Below are 23,178 nucleotides of genomic sequence, written 5' to 3' on the forward strand. Positions count from 1 at the left end.
GTCATGCTCAGCTTGACTGGGCATCTTAATGCTTTGGTATGGACTTATTTAGTTGCTGTTCTATCGCATTAAGATTAGCTTCACTGAGCACTCTGTGGTTCCTGTTTTCATGGGAATGACGCCCTTTCAAAATATTATTCTGCCAAAAATCTCCAAAATCATTTCTGAGACAGCGTAATTACGAATCGGCCAGGGATGGGGCGTTTATTAGGCAGTATTTTAATTAAATAATTATTGAGTTCAGGTTTTTACGTATCGTAATGAGCTATCTACAATTAAATAAGTTAAGCCCCGTTTAGCCAAAAATAAATATATAACACCGAAAAACTATATGCACCTGTTTTTGTTGAACTTCAAAATAAAATCAGAATATGAGGCAGCATTTACAAACAGCTTTATTACGGGAGCAATGGAAAATCCGGAGTAACCCAGTATTGGAAAAATGGTAGTGTAGTGCAACTTACCGATGGATCAGCATCGGCACTGGTTCACAAAATTATCGTCATTAAAAAGTAGCTGCATTTTTGCACCAGATATGTATCGGGTAACATGCTGAAAGAACACCTACCTTTGCTAAAGTTTATTGTTTAAGAATTTACTGTTGGACGATAAAAAACATGGTTTGTATGCTGCGGCTTTAATCTGATTGTAAAATAAACAGGGCATTATTATTGTTGAGCGCCGATCTGTATCGTTTTTAAAAAAATAACTTAATTTTATCTCTATAAATGATATCCAGGTTTTCAGTTTTAAATATTTTTAAGAAAATGCATTTCTTTCATCCTATCCAATCATCACAATCACAATACGCTCATGAACTATAAAAAACTACAGGAAGATGTAGAAAAGCATGTGGTTAATTATTTCCATACCCATAGCGATCCGCGTTTGGTTTATCACAACCTGGAACATACGCAAGAAGTGGTAAATGCCGCACAGCAGATAGCCAATCACTACCAGTTAAACGAACAGGATTTTTTTACAGTAATGGTTGCTGCCTATTTTCATGATACCGGATATTTTGAAGACGCGTTAAACCACGAAGCAAAAGGAGCAAAATTGGCAGATGATTTTCTGGCCAGCCATCAGGTGAACCAGGAAATCCGCGATCAGGTTAAAAGTGCAATACTGGCTACCAAAATCCCTCAAAATCCTAAAAATGATATTGATAAAATCCTTTGTGATGCAGATTTATTTCATTTAGGTCAGGCCGATTTTCGTGCAAAAGGGAAGTTGATGCATAAAGAAAATGAACGGATCTACAAAAAAGATATCAGTAAATCAGATTGGCGCAAAAAAGACATCCAGTTTCTGGAAGCGCACCATTACCATACCGATTATGCCAATCTGTTGTTAAGCGATCAGAAACAAAAAAACATCGAAAAACTGAAAAGCAAACTAACGGCACAGGAAGTAATCAACACTGAGCTTCAGGAACCAAAAAACTTTGCACCGGTTATTGTTACTGAAAAAAAGAAAAAAGATAAAGACAACAGACCAGATAAGGGAATTGAAACGATGTTCAGGATTACCTCGGCCAATAACCAGAGGTTGAGCGATATGGCCGATAACAAGGCACATATCCTCATTACAGTAAATTCAATTATGCTTTCCTTAATCGTGAGTTTATTGTTAAGGCGACTGGAAGATCATGGCAACCTGATTATCCCGACATTTATTTTATTGTTGGTGAGTTTAACCTGCGTAGTGGTTTCCATTTTATCAACCCGTCCATCCATACCAAAAGGAGAATTTACGCAGGAAGATATGGATAAGAAAAAGGTAAACCTCCTGTTTTTTGGCAATTTCTACAAAATGAGTTTGCCGAGTTATACCGATGGTATGATTAAGGTGATGAACGATAAAGATTTTTTATACGGCACCTTAATTACGGATGTATACTCGCAAGGGGTGGTATTAGGCCGGAAATATAAACTTATCCGCCTGGCTTATAATATTTTCATGTTTGGTTTAATTGCAGCGGTATTGGCATTTGTAATTGCTTACGCAGCTTACGGTAAACTTTAATGGAACAGTTGATAGAAACCTCTTTTTTTAATCGGGATTTAAGCTGGTTAAAGTTTAACGAGCGCATTCTGATGGAGGCAGAGCGAAGCACCGTTCCGCTACTGGAACGGATTAAATTTTTAGCTATCTTTTCTTCCAATCTTGATGAATTTTATCGGGTAAGGATGCCGGTACTGCTCGCTTTGGAAAAATTGAGCAACAAAGAAGATAACGACATCAGGATTGATGATCATTTATTGACTGCGGCCAATCAGCTTATTTCTGATCAGCAACAGCGCTATGGTAAGGTACTTCAGTCAGATCTGATCCCATTGCTCAAAGAAAATCAAATAAACTTAATCTACGGGGAGCCGTTTCCGTCAGACATTCAGAAAAGTACTACAAGGTATTTTTTAAGTCAGGTGATGGCCTTTTTGCAGCCGGTGTATTTAAATGCCAGCTCCGATTTTTTCCCTTCCAATAATGAGCTTTACTTTCTGATTACATTAAAAACGAAAGAAGATGCCGAAGTAGTGATTTTAAATATCCCTTCCAGCCAGTTGCCGCGTTTTTATAAGGTAGAATCAGGAGATCAAACTTTTGTGGTGTTTCTGGATGATATTGTACGTTTTCATTTAGACCGCGTTTTTCCGCAGGCGGAAGTAACCGGATGTTATAGCTTTAAAATTACCAGAGATGCAGAATTAGATCTTAAAGATGAATACCCCGGTAATTTATCAGAACAGCTCGAAAAACAATTGATGAAACGCGATTTGGGTTTGGCCACACGTTTTCTTCACCAACCCGGTATTCCTGACAATGTATTCGAACTGCTTAAAAAACTATTTAACCTGAAAAAGGCAAACAGGATAGAAGGAGGACGGTATCATAACCTGAAAGATTTTATGGCCTTTCCGGTGAGTTTACCAAAATTGTCCAACCAAAACTGGCCAAAGATCTGTAATACCGACCGGATCGACGGATCGTTAACCGAAGCCATTTATAAAAACGACATCATTATACACACGCCTTACCAGAGTTATGATAGTGTTTTGCGGTTTTTTAATGAAGCTGCCATTGATGCCGAAGTGAGGGAGATTTATGTTACGCTTTATCGTGTGGCCAGCGATTCTAAAATTGTAAATGCCTTAATCAGCGCAGCAAAGAACGGTAAAAAAGTTACCGTTCTGGTTGAGCTTAAAGCCCGTTTTGATGAGGCCAATAACATCAAATGGGCAAAAAAAATGAAAGATGCCGGCGTTGATATTATTTATAGTGTCACCGCGCTTAAAGTGCATGCAAAAGTAGCCCTTGTAAAACGCCGGATAGGGAATAGAATGCGTTACGCTGGTTTGTTTGCTACCGGAAACTTTAACGAAAGCACCGCTGCTTTTTATACCGATCACATCTTAATGACGGCCAATAAAGAAATGCTGCGGGAAGTAGAACTGCTTTTCATTTTTCTGGCTAAACGGGTTAAGCCTTCATCTCCTGATCAGATTAAATTCGATCATTTACTGGTGGCCCAGTTTAACTTACAGCAGGTTTTTCTCAACCTTATTGATCGGGAAATTGAACACGCCAGACAAGGCAAACCATCAGGCATTACCATTAAAATGAATAATCTGGAAGAGAAAGTATTGATCAACAAACTTTACGAAGCCTCTTCAGCTGGAGTAAAAATCGACATGATCGTAAGGAGCATCTGCCGCCTAATTCCTGGGGTAGCAGGAATGAGCGAAAATATCAAAGTTACCCGGATTGTAGATCGTTATCTGGAACACGGACGTGTTTTTATTTTTAATAACCTGGGTAATTATGATGTTTATTTGGGCTCTGCCGATTGGATGAACCGGAATATTTACCGAAGAATTGAAGTTTGTTTTCCGGTTTACAATGAGCAGATTAAGAAAGAAATAATGGATATTATCGAAATTCAAAAACAAGATAACGTGCAGGCGGTTTGTATAGCTGAAAACATGGATAATATACCTGTAAAAACTGGTGGGGTTCTGGTTTCCTCTCAACATGATATTTATCAATTATTGAAAAATAAATCATAATGCGCATGGGTCTGTGTCATCTCGATAAGGTCGTCATTTCGACTGAAGCGTAGCGCAATGGAGAATCTGCCTGGCGATAGGTGACTATAATAGATCTCTCCCCGCCAGTGCGGGCAGGCACACGATGGTCGAGATGACAATTTTGGCTGGGAATGACGGGATAAATAAAAAGTAATTAAATTTTCCCCTACTTCGGGGTCTGTGTCCTCACAGACCACTTGATTAAGTTAGTATAATGTAATTTTACCGATGGTCTGTGAGGACACAGACCATGGCACATAACCATTAAATTTTACCCTTATGAAATACAATAAAACTCTTTTGGCTTCAGGTCTTTTAATCGCTTCAGCTTTTCTTAGCGTATCCTGTGTGAATAGTAACCGCGAGGATAAAAAAAAGGATTCAGACAGTACAACTGCATCAGTAAGCGGAGCAGAAAAATCGAATTTACCTTACGATTTAACAAAACCGGTAAAATATAATATGCCGCAAAATCTTTTTGAAATTTCAGGTATTGTATTCCATAATGGCGATCCCAGGGAAGTTTTTGCCATTCAGGATGAAGATGGAGACCTTTTTCATCTGGGTTTGGGCGATAAAGAATCAAAATTTACCAAATTTGGTGGTAAAGGCGATTATGAAGATGTAACCATTATTAAAAAATATTTCGTTGTGTTAAAAAGCAATGGTGAGCTACATACCTTCCCAATTGCTGAATTAGGCAAGCCAAAAGCCGGCAATGTAACCAAAACCAAAGATCTGGTACCAAAAGCCGAATATGAAGGCTTGGCTGCAGATGAAAAAAACAATATGATTTATGTGCTGACCAAGGATAGTAAAGCTGATTCTAAAGCAAAAGCATCCAGTATTTATGGGTTTAAAGTTGCTGATGATGCTTCGTTAACAGCAGCCGGAGAATTTAGCCTCTCACATAAAGCAATCGAAAAAGCATCCGGAAGTTCAAAATCACGGTTCCGTCCATCTGCATTGGCTAAAAATCCCCAAACTAACGAGTGGTACATCCTTTCATCCGTAAATAAACTATTGGTCGTTACAGATGCTGATTTCAAGGTTAAAGCCACATATCCCCTGGATCCGCAGTTATTTAACCAGCCAGAAGGCATCGCTTTTGATCGCGATAATAATCTATACATCTCCAACGAGGGCGGAACGCTATCTGCAGGAAATATTTTAATGTTTAAGTTGAAAAAATAAATTTCGGTAGTGGTATCCTAAGGAGATCGTCATCCTGAATGTATTTCAGGATCTTTTCTTCTATATAGATGCTGAAATAAATCCGATAGCCCCAGGATCAGCATAACGAATGATTTCCAGGAAAAAATTAAATTTTAAAATAACTACCTTTATACAAATGCCGAGTCTATGATTAAAAGATTTACCCTTTTTACCATCTTATTTTTAATTAACTTCATTGCCTTTGCGCAGGATGATGTAAAATACCGTGTAATTCTTTTTGGCGATGCAGGCGAGATGAACGCTGCCCAAATGCAGGATTTAAAAAATGCAGCTAAGCAGATTCTTCCCCAAAAAACCACCGTTTTATATCTGGGCGATAATATTTATCCAACCGGGATGGGGTTACCCGGAAGTGTAGAAGAAGAAGAAACCAAAAAGATTCTGCGCTCGCAGTTCGAACCGATGCGTAAAATGGGCGCTGCGGTTTATTTTATTCCCGGCAACCATGATTGGGATAAATCCGGGCCAAAAGGGCTGGCCAAAATAAAAGCGCAGGGCGATTATCTAAGGGAACAGAATGACCCTTTGCTTAAACTTATCCCAGATAATGGCTGCCCCGATCCAATAGCCATTAAATTAACAGATAAACTCACCATCATTGCTTATGATAGCGAATGGTGGTTATTTCCATATAACAAAACCAATCCAAATGACGATTGTGATTGCCACACGAAAGACGAGGTGCTGGTAAAAATGGACGAGTTATTGGCTGAAAACAAAGATAAGGTAATCCTGCTGGCATCACACCATCCTTTTCAGAGTTATGGCCCGCATGGTGGTTACTTTAATTTGAGGAACCATCTTTTCCCGTTAACTTCCTTAAATAAAAATCTTTACATCCCTTTGCCTGGTTTGGGTTCTGTTTACCCTTTGTTACGTTCTACTTTATTAAGCCCCGAAGATTTAAACCATCCGGCTTATAAGGATATGATTAAATCGGTTACCGGGGTATTTGGCGATTATCCAAACGTAACTTATGTTGCAGGGCATGAACATGGCCTTCAGTTGATCAAAGGAAAACAACTGCAGGTAATCAGTGGTTCAGGGTCAAAAGTATCACCAAATAAAGAAGGCAAAACGTCGTTGTTTCACGAAATGCAGCAAGGTTATGTGGTGGCCGATCAATTGAATAACAACGATATGCGCTACGAATATTATATTTATTCAGATACAAGTGTTAAAAAAGTTTACAGTTACATCAAAAAGTTCGAAACCATACCTAAAACGATACGAAATAGGGATAAACCGATTACGGCTGACAGTATTTTTGTTCGTGTAAAGCCGGAATATGATAGCGTTGGTCGTTTTCACCGCGTTATTTTTGGCGAAAATTACCGCAAGGAATATGCTGCGAAAACCAAAGTACCTGTGCTGCGCATTTCCCAGATGATGGGAGGCTTAAAAGCAACAAAACGAGGTGGAGGTAACCAATCGCGATCTTTGCGTTTAGAAGATAAAAATGGTAAAGAATATGTATTGCGCAGCGTAGAAAAATTTCCGGAGGTATTGTTGCCTGCAGCATTGCGCGAAACTTTTGCTAAAGATATTTTAAAAGATAATATGTCTGCGCAGCATCCTTTTTCAGCGCTGGTAGTTCCGGAACTTGCTGAAGCGGGCGGCATTGCACATAGCAACCCCATTATCGGTTGGGTTTCTCCGGATGATAACCTGGGCGAATTTGAACCTGCGTTTGCCAACACGTTGTGTTTGTTTGAAGAAAGGGAACCTACGGGAGAATCAGACAATTCTCCTAAAATGGATAAAAAATTGACAGAAGATAACGATAATAGATTAGATGGGCCGGCCTGGGTAAGGGCTAGGGCGTTTGATGTGTTATTGGGCGATTGGGACAGGCATGAAGACCAGTGGCGGTGGAAGGAAACCAAGACTAAAGATGGTTCGCTTTATTCTCCGGTGCCACGAGATCGTGACCAGGTATTTTTCAGATCAGACGGGCTTTTGCAACGTTACACGCAATCTTCTTCTTTATTGCCTATGATGCAGGGCTATGAACGTGGCATAAAAGATATCAATTGGTTTTTGTGGGAAGGAAGAGAAATCAGCAGCCGCTGGACTGCCAATATAAACGAGGAGGAATTCGATAAAATTGTAAAAGATTTCTGCGCGAACTATAACGATGAAGTTTTTGAAAAAGCGTTGAGAAAACTGCCAGAACCTAGTTATTCATTACATCATGATGCCTTTATGGCCCAGCTGCGTAACCGGATTGCTACGCTGCCAAAATTAATGAACGAATATTACCATTTCTTCAACCGAATTGTAGATATTGAGGTGACTAACAAAAATGAATTGATTCAGATCACTGATGCTCCTAATAACGGATTGCGTGTAAAAATCAATAAAATATCTAAGGAGGGTAATATCAAGGATGAGCTTTTTGATCGGAAATTTGATCCTAAGGTAACCAAAGAGATCAGGGTATATATGCATAACGGTAATGATAGCCTGATACTGGATAATAAAAACTCGAACATTAAATTGCGGATTATTGGTGGCAAGGGTAATAAAGTTTACGATTTTGCAAACAGCAATGGCACAGTAAAGCTTTACGGGCGGACCACCAAAGCAACTTACATGGGTAGCGACCAGGATAAGATCCGGAAAATTATTTCAAACGATACGTCAAATTTCAGCTACATCCCTAAAGATATGTACCGCCGGAATTCTTGGTTATTAAATGCCGGTTATAATCAGGATGACGGAATATTATTGGGTTTGATTTATAAACAGACCAACCCTGGTTTCAGAAAGCAACCTTATGGCAATTCGCAAACCATTTCTTTTCTGCATTCATTCTCTACAAAAGCCTTTAGGTTCAATTATAAAGGGGAATGGTTAAAAGCTTTGGGTAAAGGTGATTTTGTGTTGAAGGCAGATGCTTTCGCCCCGAATAATACGCAAAATTTCTTTGGTTTAGGTAATGAAACCCCATTTGACGAACGCCGCGACGACGATGAGAATATCAGGTATTACCGTGCACGCTTTAATCTGTATCAGGTAGATGCTGCCATCCGCTGGCGCCACCCTAAATCGACTTTTAGCGTTGGTCCTTCATATCAGTATTATAAATATAATCAGGAAGATAACAATGGCCGTTTTATCGAAAACCCATCATTATTGCATTCTTCTGATTCTCTTACCGTTAGAAATGAAAAGATGTTTGCCGGTGCATTTGTAAACTTTACCAATAATACCCGCGATAATGATCTCTTACCAACCTTAGGCAGCTTTGTAGATTTTAAGCTTTTGGGCTACAAAGGCGTAAATAAGTATTCTAACTCTTATGGACAGTTCACAGCAAGTATAGCATTATATAAAAATCTGGACGGAAGAAAGAATTTTATTCTTGCCGATCGTTTTGGCGGAGGTGTAACCATAGGTAAACCTGCATTTTACCAGGCTTTGTTTTTAGGCGGACAAGGCAATCTTTTAGGTTACAGGCAATTTAGGTTCGCTGGTGAACATATGTTTTACAACAATTTAGAACTCAGGGCAAAGCTTGGCGATTTAGTAAGTTATGTTTTACCCGGACAAGTTGGCTTGCTCGGTTTTTATGATGTGGGCAGGGTGTGGAAACGTGATGAGAAATCAAATTTATGGCACCATGGCGTAGGAGCCGGGGTTTATTTTGCCCCTGCATCACTCACAGTTGTACGATTTGTGATGGGACATTCAACAGATGGCTGGTATCCATACGTTTCAATCAATTTTAGGTACTAAATTTGTAATGACAGTATGATGGATGTTTGCCTGAAGTATTTACGTTCAGCAGACTAACAACCCATGTGGCAGTAGCTATCTTTGCAGTTGATTAGTAACATATTAGAAAATTATAATTTTTATCCTATAGCAGAACTTATACAATGAATACCAATGTCATACAAATACATAAAAACGAATGTATACATTGCCAGGTAGAGTCTTCTCTGTCTTTCCGCCCCCTTGTGGAGTATTTAAAAAGCAGGCTGAAAACAGAAAAATCGGTTAAATCTGAATTTTACAGGTTTTTACTTCAAAAAATTGAAAAAGACGATGTGCTGCTGGGCAACATCAGCCCAGAGGATCTGTCTCAATATAAAGATACCTTAGAATTAATTTTTACTATCCTAACACCCTTAATGGATAATGAAAATGATTTGTTTTGGGCATTAAGTACACCGATTCCAGATCAGATTTTCTTTAGTACCAATGCATTCTATAATTTTTTTAAGGATCACGATCCTAAAAATAAGGTGACTAAGGATAACGAGCCTGTTGAGAAAAAACAGCTTAAGTTTATTTACAACATCATTCTTGGTCGTTTTTACAATTTTACATCAGTACTGAAAAATGAGATTATTTATGCGCACATTAATCAGGAAACTAAATTAACGCAGTATTACAATATCCAAACAGATACCAAATTTGTCGAAATTATGCACAAAGGCGATTTGCCTGAACTTAATTTTGAAGCTTTGAGCAAACATTTCCAGGAAGAAACGGAACTGGAATATTTATTGGAAAACCTTCCGTTAAGTGATTTTCATTTCGAAGGTTTCAGCATTATTTCTATTACCGATGTAACACTACAGCACGCTATTGACGGTATTCGTGATGCACTTGTTGATCATAACTATCAAACAGAAGCTTACAGCCATGTTATACATGCACTGAAGACATTAAGTGGTAACAGTAAGTTGGAATTTGGCTTAATGCCTTTTTTAACGGTTAATAATAAGCTGGTATTTGATAACCAGGAGTTTTCTCAAAGCATGCTTATCAATTCAGCAAAAGCTTCTAATTTAGAAGAAGAAGTTTTTTATGCCCTGGTTGATAAATACAAGGAAAACCCGCGTTCTATTTTTATAAGTGCCATAAAAGAAGAACAGATAGAAAGAGATCCCTTTTTAAAGGTTTTAAAAGCTGCGGGCGTTAGTTCTTATTCCATTTTGCCTGTCTATTACAATAAAGAGTTGGCGGGCGTGCTGGAAGTATATTCTAAAGAGGAAGTAGCCGTTGATGATAAGTTGTTATCAAGGTTGCGTCCGGCTATGCCTTTGATTGGTCAGCTCTTCCAGTACAGCATTGAAGAATTTAATGCCAAGATGGATGAAATCCTGATGGATAAATTTACTGCGCTGCAGCCTTCGGTTCAATGGAAATTTAACGAGGCCGTTTGGCATTTCCTACAACAGAATAATGGTTATCATAAGTTGAAGGAAATCGAAACCATTACATTTAGGCATCTTTATCCGCTTTTTGGGGCTATTGATATCCGGAATTCTACTACCGAGCGTAACAAGGCGCTAAAAAATGATTTGGAAGTACAGTTAAATACCCTGATTGATACTTTAAAGTTTATTAGTAAAAATGTTTCTTTAGCGCTTATTGATAAGCTGATTTTCAACTGTAAAGACTGGATTAAAAGAATAGGCGATTTTGCTTCTTCCAATGAAGAAAGCCAGTTGAATGAATTTTTGGAAGTGGAGGTTTATCCTTTCCTGTCTATCATTAAAGCCAACCATCCTGATACTACAGCGTTCATAGATCAGTATTTCGAAGTGGTGGTGCCAGAAACCGGTGCCGCATTCGAAAACCGCAGGCAGCTTGAAGTTTCTATGCAGCTGATTAATACCGAAGTTAGCCAATACCTGGAAAAATCGCAGTCGAAACTCCAGGCTTCTTATCCTTGCTATTTTGCCAAGTTCAGGACAGATGGCGTAGAATACGATATTTACATTGGTCAGGATATTGCACCCGAAAAACCGTTCGATTTGCTTTACCTGAAAAATATCCGTTTGTGGCAGCTTACCTCAATGGTTGATATTGCCCGTTTGTCAAAAAGTTTAATTGCCGAGATGCCATGCACGCTCGAAACCACGCAATTGATTTTTATCCATTCAAATGCTATTGATATTAGTTTCAGAAACGATGAGCGCCGCTTCGATGTGGAAGGAGCTTATAACATCCGTTATGAAGTGGTTAAAAAGCGTATTGATAAGGTGCTGATAAAAGGTACAACAGAGCGTTTAACCCAGCCGCATAAAATTTCGATGGTTTACTTTAATCCTGAAGAAGCAAAGGAATATATTGAATATATTAAATACATGCAGGTTCAGGGTTATTTGAACGATGATTTGGAACAGCTTGAATTGGATGAGCTTCAAGGCGTTTCAGGTTTAAAAGCCTTAAGGGTAGGAGTAAAGTACCTGGAAGATAAAGCGGCAACTAAAACAGATACGGCTAAAAAACTTAAGCCTAAAGAGATCAAGTCAATCGAAAAGGAAATTGCTAATGTATTACAGCATTAAACAGGTTGTTTAAAAGGCTGTATCAAATAACAGATTTAGCGCTGGCAAAAGAATTAAAGTTGACGGTGTGTCATACTCAGCTTGATCCTATAAGCTATCGGATGGGCATCTAAAGAATTGGTAGAGACTTACTTATTTGCCGTCCTATCGAATTAGGATTTACGTTTTCAACGAATGACGACCTTTCGAAATATTATGCTGCCAAAAATCCCCTGGAAATAAAAATGCTTCCTGATCAAATCAGGAAGCCTTAATTTCATTTGCGTGTTTTTTTATATTTATTTAATTGCAGCCAACTCCTGCTCCAAAGCAGCGGTTTCTGTCGAACTGATGTTGGTTTTTAAGGCAGCAAATTTATCTATGGTTAATTTTTGTGATTTACCCATTACCAATGTATGGCAATCTGTAGAACCGCTTAATTTTAGATCAGCATGATCTGAAATCACCGTATACAAACCTTCTGAAATGGTATTGATCTCTGCCTGGGCATTCCCTCTTAAAAAGATTTGCAGATATTTGGTATTCAGTTTTCCCTCTGTTTTAACAATGGTATTCTCTGAAGCTTCAATTCTGTAGAAATCATTTACATATACCGTTAACTTTGCTTTTTCAGTACCGGTTGAGGTTATTTTTAAATCGTAGCCATTTTGTACAACTTTTGCTGCTCCCATGTCATCATCAGGATAAGAAATACCATAACCTCCTCCCTGAATGATGGTTACTTCAATATTGCCTTTTACATAAATTCTTTTAAAAGCCGATGTTTTGATTTTGGTATCTGTTCCTTTTTTTATGGCATAAACGTTGGAAGTAAATATCATTGAAGACAAAATGAGGACTGTAAGTGAAACTTGGAGCAGGGTTTTGATAGAGGTTTTCATAATATTTTATGTAATGCTTAAATGTTAATTATTTGGTTTTAAAATATTTAGGTTTTATTTGTTGTTCTGGTGATAAGACGTTGTGAAATAAAAATACGTTGCAGGCCAAAATGCGTTTTTATACAAGCCATGGATAATATTCGACGAACAGACATTTATTCAAGACCAATGACTGAAATATTTACCAACGGTTTGTAAAATATTTTAAGATGTATTTTTGGATTGCGCTTTTTTTTTATCTTTAATGAGAATTTGGTTGTTTATTTATGAAGAAAAAGGTTGTGCTTGTTCAGGATAATAAAGATATCCTTGATATAATGGATGAGGTATTAGCAGAGGAGGGGTTTGACGTTACCCCATCTTTAACAACCGAGCCTATAGAAAAAATAGATGAAATTGAACCCGATGTGGTGATCGTGGATGATCACATTAAAGGTAAAAAGAAGGGGTCACAAGTAATTAAAGAACTTAAATCTGATCCCAAAACAGAAGATGTATCTGCCGTACTCACATCAACATCAAATAACTTGCCCCAACAGGCAGAAGATTGCAAAGCTGATGATTATATCGAAAAACCATTTGATATCGATCACATGGTAGATATAGTAAAGAAAAATGCTTAGCCTTCACACTTATAAAATAGTCGCTTCTACTACAAGCTTAACCGGGTTAATATTCTTATGAGGCCTTAAAGTTGATTTTTCTACCGTTTGGTGAAGTTATATTCCGTGTAAACGCGCGAAGCAAAACCGGGTCCGGGATGATCATATCGCTGGTCGATTACCCAGGTCATACTCGTTTCATTGATCTTGGTAATTTCAAAGGTTTTGGCAATATCAAAATCTGTAGCGGCAATGTCCATTCTTTGCACTTTGTCGTCTGCAATAGAAATTTTGTATGCAAGTGCCTGCCTTCCGTATCGGTCTGACAGATAAAGGGTTTCCGAGTTTCTAAAGTCGTACCATGGCGCAGGAGATTCAAAAGGAAGCTTCTCCGTGTACGAAATCTTTCCCGTCTCATCATACATGATATACACTCCACCGGTAAGTTCCCACTCTCCGGAAACTTGCTGTTTGAGCAAAGTGAGCTTATCCGGTTGCGAAACTTCGTTCTCCTTTTTGCAACCAGAAAGTATTAGTGTAAAACCGAGAAAAATAAAGATTTTTGGAAAGAAATTTGTGATTCTAAAAGTCATGTCTTATGAGGAGATATTGCTACCTGATTTGTACGAATCAACATCAAAGTATAAAGATTGTTTTATTGACATAAAAAATAACACTTTTTATTGATAGTTTAACTGGTTGATAAGTAAGGCTTCATGTTTTTGTGGGACTTTCGGAAGCGAAATTTATTTTACGGTAAACCTAATGGCTACCGGATTGTTTGTTACCAAAAGATTTGTTAATTTAAATACATATATGACCTTTTACAAAACTCTCGTTTTAATTGCACTGTCTTTTAATGTAACAACCGGGGCATTTGCGCAAATAAGGAAACCCGGATTATCGCAGCAAAATTTAACATCGGACAAACAAATGGCTGACCAAGCCATTCTATCGATTAGAGAAGCTGTGCAAAATACCAATTCAAAGAAACTAAAAAAGGAACACCATACGTATGCAGCTGATGGCTGCGTGGAGGATGGGGTAGTGGATTACTATTTCGACGGAAAAGCCGTTGTTAAAATTGTAGAGTCGGGTTCAATAGGCGATGGCAGTTGGGTAAATGAATATTATTATCAATCTGGCAAGGTCATCTTTTGTTTTGAAACAATTACCGGAGGACCTGCGATCGGCGACGTGACTAAAAAAGAATACCGGTTTTATATCAAAGATGGCAGCATTTTAAAATCAATGGATGGAAAAAGGATTATAAAAACAGATTCAAAAGCGAGTGAGTCAATAGCAACTGCAAAAAATATATTCAACGCTTATGCATCGAAAGATTTTGCCGGTGCTTTGTGTAATTAATGCTGTATTTAATTTAAACTCTGTTATGCATTAAAGATGTAAAGCAGACTCCGCATGATCAACTGTCTGCGGAGCATCGCCCATACCTGTAATCCAGCACAAACCCGAGAGATAAATTTACTTCATGATCTCTCTGCTTAAACTAAGCAACATAACGCACCTTAAATATTGTTTTTGCCTGAAAAATAAGTCGCTACTTTATAGCGATTAACGGCTAACTAAATTAGTTGTCCATATCGTTACCTCTGTAATGTTGGTTGATAGGTGTCTGTATGTACAATAGCCTTTAGCTCGTGCAAAATCTGATATAACCCAAAATTAGTCCGGTTAACATAGATAAAATGTTTTACCCCGCGGGCTTGTTTAAATTCCGGCATTTTAGAAATCTTTTCGCCATATGCATAAAGCTGTTCAAAAAATTCAGGTTTACTAAAATCAAATGATTTACTGGTATAAGGCTTGGCAAAAAGACTGATCATCTCCCTGTACGATTTATAATAAAATTCAACCTGATCGGCAGAATCGTCTGCATGGATCATATTGAGCTTCCTAAAAGCTTCGATTGTTTTCCGCTTATCATTGATCACATCTGTAGAAATCAGTGAAAAGAAGGGATAATAAAAATCATCCGGCATCTCCTTAATACAGCCAAAATCAATTACGCCAAGATTCTCATCAGGCGTGATCATAAAATTTCCAGGGTGCGGATCTGCGTGCACCGCTCTAAGTTGGTGTTGTTGAAAGTTATAAAAATCCCACAATGCCTGGCCTATTTTATTCCGAAGTTCCTGAGGTGGATTGGTTTGCAAAAATTCTTTTAAGTGCAGGCCATCAATCCAATCCATCGTGATGATGCGCTTTCCCGATAGTTCTGGGTAATACTTTGGGAAAACCACATGATTAAGGTTTTTACAGGCTTCAGAAAACTGGATGGAACGCTTAACTTCCAGTTCATAATCTGTTTCTTCGAGTAAACGCTCCTCAACTTCTTTGATATAAATATTCAATTCCCTTTCAGACATACCCAATAAACGGAATGCAAAAGGTTTAACCAGTTTTAAATCAGATGAAATGCTATCGCCAACGCCCGGATATTGTATTTTTACAGCTAATTTTTTACCGTTAAGCGTAGCTTGATGCACCTGCCCTATAGAGGCCGCGTTGCTGGAATTTAAATTAAAACTATCAAAAATGTTTTCAGGAGTTTTACCGAAGTTTTTAGTAAAGGTACGAACAATTAACGGACCTGAAAGAGGAGGCGCATTGTATTGCGATTGGCTAAATTTATCTACGTAGGATTTGGGCAGGATATTTTTATCCATGCTCAGCATTTGTGCAATTTTTAAGGCACTTCCTTTTAGCTCGCTCAGCGATTTATAAATATCGGTCGCATTATCCTCATTAAGCTGTTCACGATCGAGATCAGGATTAAAGAGTTTTTTTGAATAATGTTTAATGTAATTACCGCCGATTTGGATGCCGGTTTTAACGAATTTTGCCGAACGCTCAACTTTGGTGGTCGGAATAGTTTTTTGTGTCTTCATTTGGTGTTTAAAACCTCATCTTTTCTGCAAATTTCCCGTTCCTTGATAAAAACTTGCCATACTCCAATAAATTATCTATTGGCGAATGCTGGAAAAGGTCGAAAGTAACATTGATGCCTTTTTCAATGGCTTCGTCGCTTTTTTCGAAACCTTCGCTATCATCATTGATCCAGAAGTTTAGAATAAAGGCGAATTGCACCCACAAGGCATCTTTATATCTTTTACTCAGAAAACGACGTTCCGCAAGTTCGCCGCTATCCAAACCTTCTTCAATAATCTCCTGTGCGAAGTTTTCAAAAATAGGTTTTACTCCGGTCAAAACGTCAGGTGTAGAAAATTTACCACGGTGATGCTTTAGGCTATAAATTACAAAACTGCGCTCATTCTTCAGATTTTCCAGATAACTATAAAAGAAAGAAAGCATTTTTTCTCTCGCCGTATATTGGAGCCAAACTTCCTGAGCTTTGATTTTAGTAATGGTTTCGAATGTGAGTTCAAACCAGATCGCTTTTTCGATACTTTCGAAAGAAGAAAAAAACTGATAAAAATCGGCCTCAGTAATTTTGAGTTTTTTTACAAAAATGTAAACCGACTTCGGCTTTTCATCATTCGTTAAAACATAATCTAAATACCCTTTTCTAATTTGTTGAGCAGTTGCCATATTAGCTGTTTTTTACAAGTATAACGTTTAATTAAATGCCTTGTTCTGCTGACCTGTTTTTTCTTAATCATGAAATTGTAATAATAGCTTTCAAAATAATTGAAAGTTATTACTTGGCTAATTATTTTAGCTTAAACGGATTAGTGAATTGGAAATTTATTGTAATAAAGCTAATTTTTTTGGTATTTTTGTTTTTTATAATCCTATCAGTTAAAACACGCCAATATGATCAAGATAAACGATTTTTTATACGGTAAAATGGAACTGCCTACGTTATTTTCAGACCTGCTGAATACCGATGCTTTAAAGAGGTTGGGTGGGATCCATCAAAGCGGTGCGATATTCCTGGTCAATCCAGATATCTGTCATTCGCGGCTGGAGCATGCCATCGGGGTGACCATGCTGATCAGGATGCTAGGCGGTTCAGAACTGGAACAGGTTGCAGGCCTGTTGCACGATATTTCGCATACAGCTTTTTCGCATGTGGGCGATTATGTTTTCGGCAATACGGAAGAGGACTATCATGAAAAGGTTTTTGCCGAGGTTTTATGTAAGTCGGAAGTACCCGGTGTACTGTTGAAATATGGATATGATGTCGGCCAGATTCTGCATGGCACCTTTGATATTTTAGAACAGCCCTTGCCAGCACTCTGTGCCGATCGTTTAGATTATACTTTACGTGATGGTGTTCATGCTGGGGTGATTTCCCGTCAGCGCGCCCGCGAATTTTTAAATGCTGTTGTTCTGAAAGATGGTAAAGTAGCAGTGAATGCAGAAAGTGAAGTAGCTTGGATTAATGAAGCTTTCGAGAAGCTGAACGATGATGTGTTTAACTTACCCCTTCATTTATATGCCAATGGAAAAATGGCCGAACTGATTAAGCGATTTCTGGATAAGGGCATATTGGTTGAAGGCGATCTGTTTAAAACGGATACCATGCTTTTGAACAAAATCAGAACATCATATGAGGGCTATGAATCCATTAAGGCTATTAAACAGTTAAAAGGTTTTGCCGAATTTATTAGGCACGGCGCTGTACCAAAAATTAAAAAACGAACTTTAAATGCCTTGCTGGTTTAAAAGGCGTAGTAATCTTCATTCTTAAAGCAGTAAATAATTATAATCATTAGGGGATTCCTTAAGGTCTTAGAAACGTTTTTTAAGAGCGTCCTCTTTCTCGTTCCGTTATCCTGGACGTGTTTCAGGATCTTCCTATAAACCAATATCCTGACAATCCAATTCAAAAGAATTCACGTATATTGTGAAAAAAATCATGATATGTCTGCAATGGAAATTATTTTAATCGGAGTGGTTATCCTCCTTATTTTTGGTGGTAAAAAACTACCCGAATTAATGAAGGGGCTAGGGAAAAGCGTTAAAGAATTTAAGGATGCTAAAGATGAGCCACCTGTTAAATAATTTTTTTAGATAAAACATTCCGTTGTGGGTACTGTATTATTAATAAATGTTGCAAGATGGAAAATCAAAAACAAGATCTGCCAAAATCTAATTTCACTGAAGAAAATGCCAAACATCCTGATCAAGGACTTGACAATTGGAACGACCGTTTAGAGGATAATCTGGAGCCTGAAGCCCATAACGATGTTGAGGCAGATGAAAAGGCTAAAGATTTTTCTGAAAAATATGGAAGCGGAGACCAGTCCGATCAAAGTAATGACTGACTATTTATTATGTAGTTGCATTGATAAATGATTTGAATCCTAAAATTTTTTACACTAAGCCTTCGTTTTATTACACAAAACAGGGTTTTTCTGTTTAAAAATGTTTAAAATTCAATAATTTTTTTTCATGTAGTTTGATTAGTAGTATATTGCATATCTAATCAAACAAACATGTGTGACGTTTTTAAATTAGGCTGATAGGTGATGAATAAGCATTGGTTATTGGTCTTGTTTTTCTTGCTTTCTGCCAGCCTCTTTTCTTTAGCGCAAAATACATCGAACAAGGGAAAAGATTTTTATGTTCCTTATGCTGGCCATATTGATGGCAACAACTCCAGATTAACGTTGTTTTTATCAGCAGATCAGGCAACTGATTATAAAGTTTATATTGGAGGAGTGCTGGTATCTCCGGTTGGCGCAACGATATCAGCCAATACCTGCCTGCCGTTTGTAATTGATCCAGCTGCATACAACGTATTAATGAGCAGCTCGAATGTAGTTGAGCGCAATAAAGCCATAAACGTAGTTACCTCTAAAGCAATCTCGCTATATAGTATTATTTCAAATAATGCCCGTACGGGTGGTACCCTGGTATTGCCAACAAATACACTTGGGCAGGAATATTATGCCTTCAGTTATGAAAATCATGGAAATCAATCAGGGTTTTCACAATTTACCATTGTAGCCACAGCTGATAATACAGATATAGAAATTACGCCCAAACAGAATGAAAGAAATGGGGCAAGAACTGCCAATACGACCTTCACTATTAATTTAAATAAAGGTGATATTTATCAATATCAATCAGTAGGCGACTTAACAGGAAGCCACATTAAAGCTCTGAATTGTAGTCCGATAGCCGTATTTTCAGGAAATACCTGGGCAGCATTTTGTAATGAGGGCAACAACCGTACACCAAGTGGAGGAGATAACCTCTATCAACAAGTTTTTCCGGTTGCTGCATGGGGAAGAAATTTTGTAACCGCGCCATTTTACAATACCCTAAATGGTAATACTGATATTATGAGGATAATTGTTGCCGAAGATAATACAACATTAACCGTTAATGGAAGTGTAACTGATGCCAATGGCACTCCACTTTCTAACCCTTATAATAAGGGTGCGGTGGTTACTTTTTTCTCTACTAAGGCCAATGTCATTTCTGGTTCCAGGCCTATTTCTGTTGCACAATACCAGACTTCACAAACCTGCAACCCAAACAATGCACAAGATACAAGGCAGGGAGGCCCATTTTTAGGCGATCCTGAAATAACTGTGCTTAATCCTGTCGAGCAAACATTAAATAATATTACCGTTTTTTCAGATCTGAAATCGGTAAGAGTTCCTACACAAATTTCAAAATACTATTTAAATGTCATCATTAAAACCAAAGACATAGCCTCATTTAGACTCGACGGTAATCCGGTAAGTAATTTTGTTGCTATTGACAATGTGTTTAGCTATGCCGTGATTGACGTTACCGACACGCAGCCCCAACACAGGTTATCAGCTGCCGGCGGTTTCTCTGCCATTTCGTATGGTTATGGATCAGTAGAATCATATGCTTATCTTGCAGGCGCCAACATTCAGAATTTTACCTTTCAGCCTATCAGTACAGTTACCGCGCAACCTATAACCAATGGATGTTTGGGAGAACCCATCAGCTTAACCATAAATTTACCCTACAAGGCCACAAAGTTGGATTGGGAAATTCAGGGCGCAGAGCGTTTTATTGATCCAAATCCTGATGTTGTAAATACTTTTACCAGACCAAATGATAATAACACTTATTACACGTATAAATATCCTAACCAACTAAATTATCCTAACCCCGGCGATTATCAGTTTAAAGTTGTGGCGACTAAACCCACTGCAGATAATTGTGGTAACATTGAAGAATTGATTATTGATTTTTCAGTTGATAATCAGCCCACTGCAGATTTTGACTATCCGGCCACCGGCTGTCAGTCAAGCGGCATTCAGTTTACTGATAAGAGTAAATCGAATTCAAACTCCAGGAGCATTACACAGTGGCTATGGGATTTTGGCGATGGAAGTACTCCTTCAACAGAGCAGAATCCTATTCATATTTATGAACGCCCAGGTACTTACAACGTGGTTTTAACGGCCACAACAGATTCAAAATGTTCAGCAACATCTGCTGCATTTCCAATTTTAATCCACCCGAAACCTTTATCAGATTTTGAGGTGAAAAGTTTATGTGTGGGCAAACCAATTATTTTAACCGAAAATTCCACGATTGAAAATCCGGGTAGCATTGTAAAGTGGACCTGGAACTTTGGCGACGGAAGCGCACCTTTCACTGAAAAGCATCCCATTCATCAATACACTGCAACAGGTTCTTATACCATTACCCTGACTACCGAAAGCGATAAAGGATGTGTAAGCGAAACGAAAAGCAAAAATGTAACGGTAATTAACCCACAATCTGCTGATTTTGAATTACCTGATTTCTGTCTGGATGATGGTGTAGCGAGATTTAAAAATACATCCAAAAATGCTGATGGAAGCATAACAGGTTTAACCGCACAGTGGACCTTTACTTATAACGGCAGTACCGTCGCAACATCAAGCGATTTTGATGGTTATTTTTCTCCTGCTAAAACTGGTGATTACAATGTAGCTCTGGTTGTGAAAAATGGAGATGGCTGTGAAATGTCAAAGGTGCTAACGTTCACAGTTAACGATCAAGTTAGCGCGGCAGATTTTGATATTGTAAAAAATAATGTTTGTGTGAGTGATCAGGTCATCATCAAAAATACATCTACCGTTTTTGCTGGCAGGATTACGAAAATTGAAATTTACAGGGATTATCCAAATGAAACCAGTATTTATAAAACCATTCCTTATCCGGATGATAGTGATATAGAAATTCAGTACAATTCCTTTGGAGGTACCTCAGATCGCAGCTTTAATGTTAGACTAGTGGCTTATTCCGGAGAACAATGCGCTAAAGAAGTAGAGAAACGAGTTACCTTAAAACCGGTTCCACAATTGGTTTTTGATGATATGTCAGCTGTTTGCGAAGCAGATGGAACGGTACTCATTACACAAGCCAGGCAGAAAGCCGGAGAAGAATTGGCGGGAGGTAGTGGTGAATATTCTGGAGATGGCATAAAGGCAGGCGGTACCTTCAATCCGAAAATTGCCGGTGTTGGATCACATATCATTACTTACACTTTTAAAGGCGCTAACGATTGTTCTTCTTCAATAAGTAAAACGATCGAGGTATATGCATCTCCTGTGGCTAATGCAGGTACATTGATTTACATACTGGCTGGTGGACAGATTGAAATTCCGGCAACTGCTGAAGGAATAAATCTGAAATATAGCTGGTCGCCGGCAACCGGTTTGGATAAAACAGATGTGTTAAATCCGATTGCATCACCAGATAAAGACACAGAGTATACCTTAACTGCAACCACGCAACCCAACGGTTGTTCAGCTACCTCGAAAGTATTGGTAAAAGTTCTGGAGGCCTTAAATCCACCTAACACCTTTACGCCAAACGGCGATAATGTCAATGACACCTGGATGATTAAATATTTAGAATCTTACCCAAATGCTACGGTAGATATCTTCAACAGAAATGGCCTAAAAATATTTTCGAGTAAAGGTTATAAAGTTCCGTTTGACGGTACGTACCAGAATGAACCGTTACCAGTTGGCGTTTATTATTACATTATCAATCCACAGAATGGACGTAAAACCATAACAGGACCACTCACCATAATCAGATAAATTGAAAAACCTAATCACCATATTTGCACTTTTCGTATCACTTAACGTTTTTGCGCAGCAAAAGCCACAGTATACGCAATACATTTTTAATCAATACCTGCTAAATCCGGCGTTATCCGGAATTGAGAACTACCTTGATTTTAAAGCCGGTTACCGTAAGCAATGGTCGGGCATTACAGATGCTCCTCAAACATCTTTTGTTTCAGCACACTGGGCCTTGGGCGATAACCAGTTATGGAGCAATGCTTTAACTGCTTTTCCTGAGCAAACGGGGAATCCCATGGACAGGAATTATACGCAAAATTATATGTCGTCTCCACCTCACCATGGAATGGGAGTTACCGCTGTTTTAGATAAAGCCGGTCCGATAAAAAGGCTGGATGCCAATGTTACTTATGCTTATCATTTACAACTGAGTAATAATTTTAACCTTTCGGCCGGGGTGGCAGCAGGTATTTCGAGTATTGCATTAGATGCAAATGCACTTACTTTCGATACACCGATAGATCCGGTTATGAACAGGGCATTGATTAACCAGGTTAAACCTGATTTGAGTGTAGGATTATGGTTATATGGGGCCAGGATGTTTGCAGGTGTTTCTGTGCAGCAAATTTTGCCTCAAAAGTTAAGTTTTACAGGCGATAACAATTATAATCTAGGTAAAGAGGTGCCGCATTATTTCGCTACCGCAGGATATAAATTTTTTGTTGATGACGAAATTTCAGCCATTCCGTCGGTTATGGTAAAATATGTATCGCCTGCCCCCGTTTCTGTAGATGTTAATCTGAAACTGGCTTTTAAAGATAAAATATGGTTAGGCGGAAGCTACCGTAAAGACGATTCTTTTGCTGCAATGGCAGGTTTCAATATTGGAAAGATGGTTAATCTGACTTATTCTTACGATTTTACCACCTCGCAGTTGAACCAGGTAAGCAACGGTAGCCACGAGATCGTATTGGGCTTGATGCTGAATAACATTTATAAAGTACCTTCTTACATTAAGATGTGGTAATGGTGTTCAGATTTCTATAATATTCAGC

At 38.3% G+C, this 23,178-nt stretch carries 16 protein-coding genes; 12 read left to right on the forward strand and 4 right to left on the reverse strand.

Annotation, left to right across the window (positions count from 1 at the left end):
* The first annotated feature begins 813 nt into the window (after positions 1-813).
* The 5 genes from ACIQXP_RS04780 (at position 814) to ACIQXP_RS04800 (ending at position 11,638) form a co-directional block, all read left to right on the forward strand.
* Entirely contained in the window at positions 814-2,028 is a 1,215-nt protein-coding gene (locus tag ACIQXP_RS04780) for a Pycsar system effector family protein (RefSeq protein WP_293742487.1), read from the forward strand.
* A complete protein-coding gene (ppk1, locus tag ACIQXP_RS04785; RefSeq protein WP_293742488.1) occupies positions 2,028-4,070 on the forward strand; it encodes a polyphosphate kinase 1 in 2,043 nt (680 codons plus the stop codon). Before ACIQXP_RS04780 ends, ppk1 begins: the two co-directional genes overlap by 1 nt.
* Before the next feature lie 300 nt (positions 4,071-4,370).
* On the forward strand, positions 4,371-5,285 hold the full coding sequence (locus ACIQXP_RS04790) for an SdiA-regulated domain-containing protein (RefSeq protein ID WP_387504678.1): 915 nt from the start codon (positions 4,371-4,373) through the stop codon (positions 5,283-5,285).
* A gap of 168 nt (positions 5,286-5,453) precedes the next feature.
* On the forward strand, positions 5,454-9,068 hold the full coding sequence (locus ACIQXP_RS04795) for a BamA/TamA family outer membrane protein (protein ID WP_387504679.1): 3,615 nt from the start codon (positions 5,454-5,456) through the stop codon (positions 9,066-9,068).
* Between the two features lie 143 nt (positions 9,069-9,211).
* A complete protein-coding gene (locus tag ACIQXP_RS04800; RefSeq protein ID WP_387504680.1) occupies positions 9,212-11,638 on the forward strand; it encodes a GAF domain-containing protein in 2,427 nt (808 codons plus the stop codon).
* Between the two features lie 278 nt (positions 11,639-11,916).
* On the opposite strand, the gene ACIQXP_RS04805 is transcribed toward ACIQXP_RS04800, so the two are convergent.
* A complete protein-coding gene (locus tag ACIQXP_RS04805) occupies positions 11,917-12,519 on the reverse strand; it encodes a GIN domain-containing protein (RefSeq protein WP_293742492.1) in 603 nt (200 codons plus the stop codon).
* A gap of 266 nt (positions 12,520-12,785) precedes the next feature.
* Between ACIQXP_RS04805 and ACIQXP_RS04810 the strand changes: the two genes are divergently transcribed.
* Positions 12,786-13,142: a response regulator gene (locus ACIQXP_RS04810; RefSeq protein WP_090980259.1), complete on the forward strand. Its 357-nt coding sequence runs from the start codon at positions 12,786-12,788 to the stop codon at positions 13,140-13,142.
* Between the two features lie 80 nt (positions 13,143-13,222).
* Here ACIQXP_RS04810 and ACIQXP_RS04815 read toward each other — a convergent pair whose 3' ends face one another.
* Positions 13,223-13,714 (reverse strand): hypothetical protein, encoded by a 492-nt coding sequence (locus tag ACIQXP_RS04815; protein ID WP_293742493.1) that lies wholly within the window; start codon positions 13,712-13,714, stop codon positions 13,223-13,225.
* A 223-nt stretch (positions 13,715-13,937) separates the two neighbouring features.
* On the opposite strand from ACIQXP_RS04815, the gene ACIQXP_RS04820 reads away from it, so the two are divergent.
* Positions 13,938-14,489 (forward strand): hypothetical protein, encoded by a 552-nt coding sequence (locus tag ACIQXP_RS04820; protein ID WP_293742494.1) that lies wholly within the window; start codon positions 13,938-13,940, stop codon positions 14,487-14,489.
* 239 nt (positions 14,490-14,728) lie between these two features.
* On the opposite strand, the gene ACIQXP_RS04825 is transcribed toward ACIQXP_RS04820, so the two are convergent.
* Both ACIQXP_RS04825 and ACIQXP_RS04830 read right to left on the reverse strand, forming a co-directional pair.
* The gene (locus ACIQXP_RS04825) at positions 14,729-16,033 is read right to left on the reverse strand and encodes an ABC1 kinase family protein (protein WP_387504681.1); all 1,305 of its coding nucleotides are present in this window, start codon (positions 16,031-16,033) and stop codon (positions 14,729-14,731) included.
* Positions 16,034-16,040: 7 nt separating this feature from the next.
* Complete coding sequence (locus ACIQXP_RS04830) at positions 16,041-16,694, reverse strand: TetR family transcriptional regulator C-terminal domain-containing protein (RefSeq protein ID WP_387504682.1); 654 nt, start codon at positions 16,692-16,694, stop codon at positions 16,041-16,043.
* 225 nt (positions 16,695-16,919) lie between these two features.
* On the opposite strand from ACIQXP_RS04830, the gene ACIQXP_RS04835 reads away from it, so the two are divergent.
* From ACIQXP_RS04835 to ACIQXP_RS04855, 5 genes are all read left to right on the forward strand, one after another.
* Positions 16,920-17,774, forward strand: coding sequence for an HD domain-containing protein (locus tag ACIQXP_RS04835; RefSeq protein WP_293742497.1), 855 nt, complete (start codon positions 16,920-16,922; stop codon positions 17,772-17,774).
* Between the two features lie 207 nt (positions 17,775-17,981).
* Positions 17,982-18,113 carry a Sec-independent protein translocase subunit TatA/TatB gene (locus ACIQXP_RS04840; RefSeq protein WP_387504683.1) on the forward strand — a complete coding sequence of 44 codons (132 nt, stop codon included), beginning with the start codon at positions 17,982-17,984 and terminating at the stop codon, positions 18,111-18,113.
* Positions 18,114-18,169: 56 nt separating this feature from the next.
* Positions 18,170-18,376, forward strand: coding sequence for a hypothetical protein (locus ACIQXP_RS04845; RefSeq protein ID WP_293742499.1), 207 nt, complete (start codon positions 18,170-18,172; stop codon positions 18,374-18,376).
* A 204-nt stretch (positions 18,377-18,580) separates the two neighbouring features.
* On the forward strand, positions 18,581-22,138 hold the full coding sequence (locus tag ACIQXP_RS04850) for a PKD domain-containing protein (protein WP_387504684.1): 3,558 nt from the start codon (positions 18,581-18,583) through the stop codon (positions 22,136-22,138).
* Between the two features lies 1 nt (position 22,139).
* A complete protein-coding gene (locus tag ACIQXP_RS04855) occupies positions 22,140-23,150 on the forward strand; it encodes a PorP/SprF family type IX secretion system membrane protein (protein WP_293742501.1) in 1,011 nt (336 codons plus the stop codon).
* Positions 23,151-23,178 lie beyond the last annotated feature (28 nt).

This window comes from Pedobacter suwonensis, from assembly GCF_044762335.1.
In the GTDB taxonomy this organism is placed as follows: Bacteria; Bacteroidota; Bacteroidia; order Sphingobacteriales; family Sphingobacteriaceae; genus Pedobacter.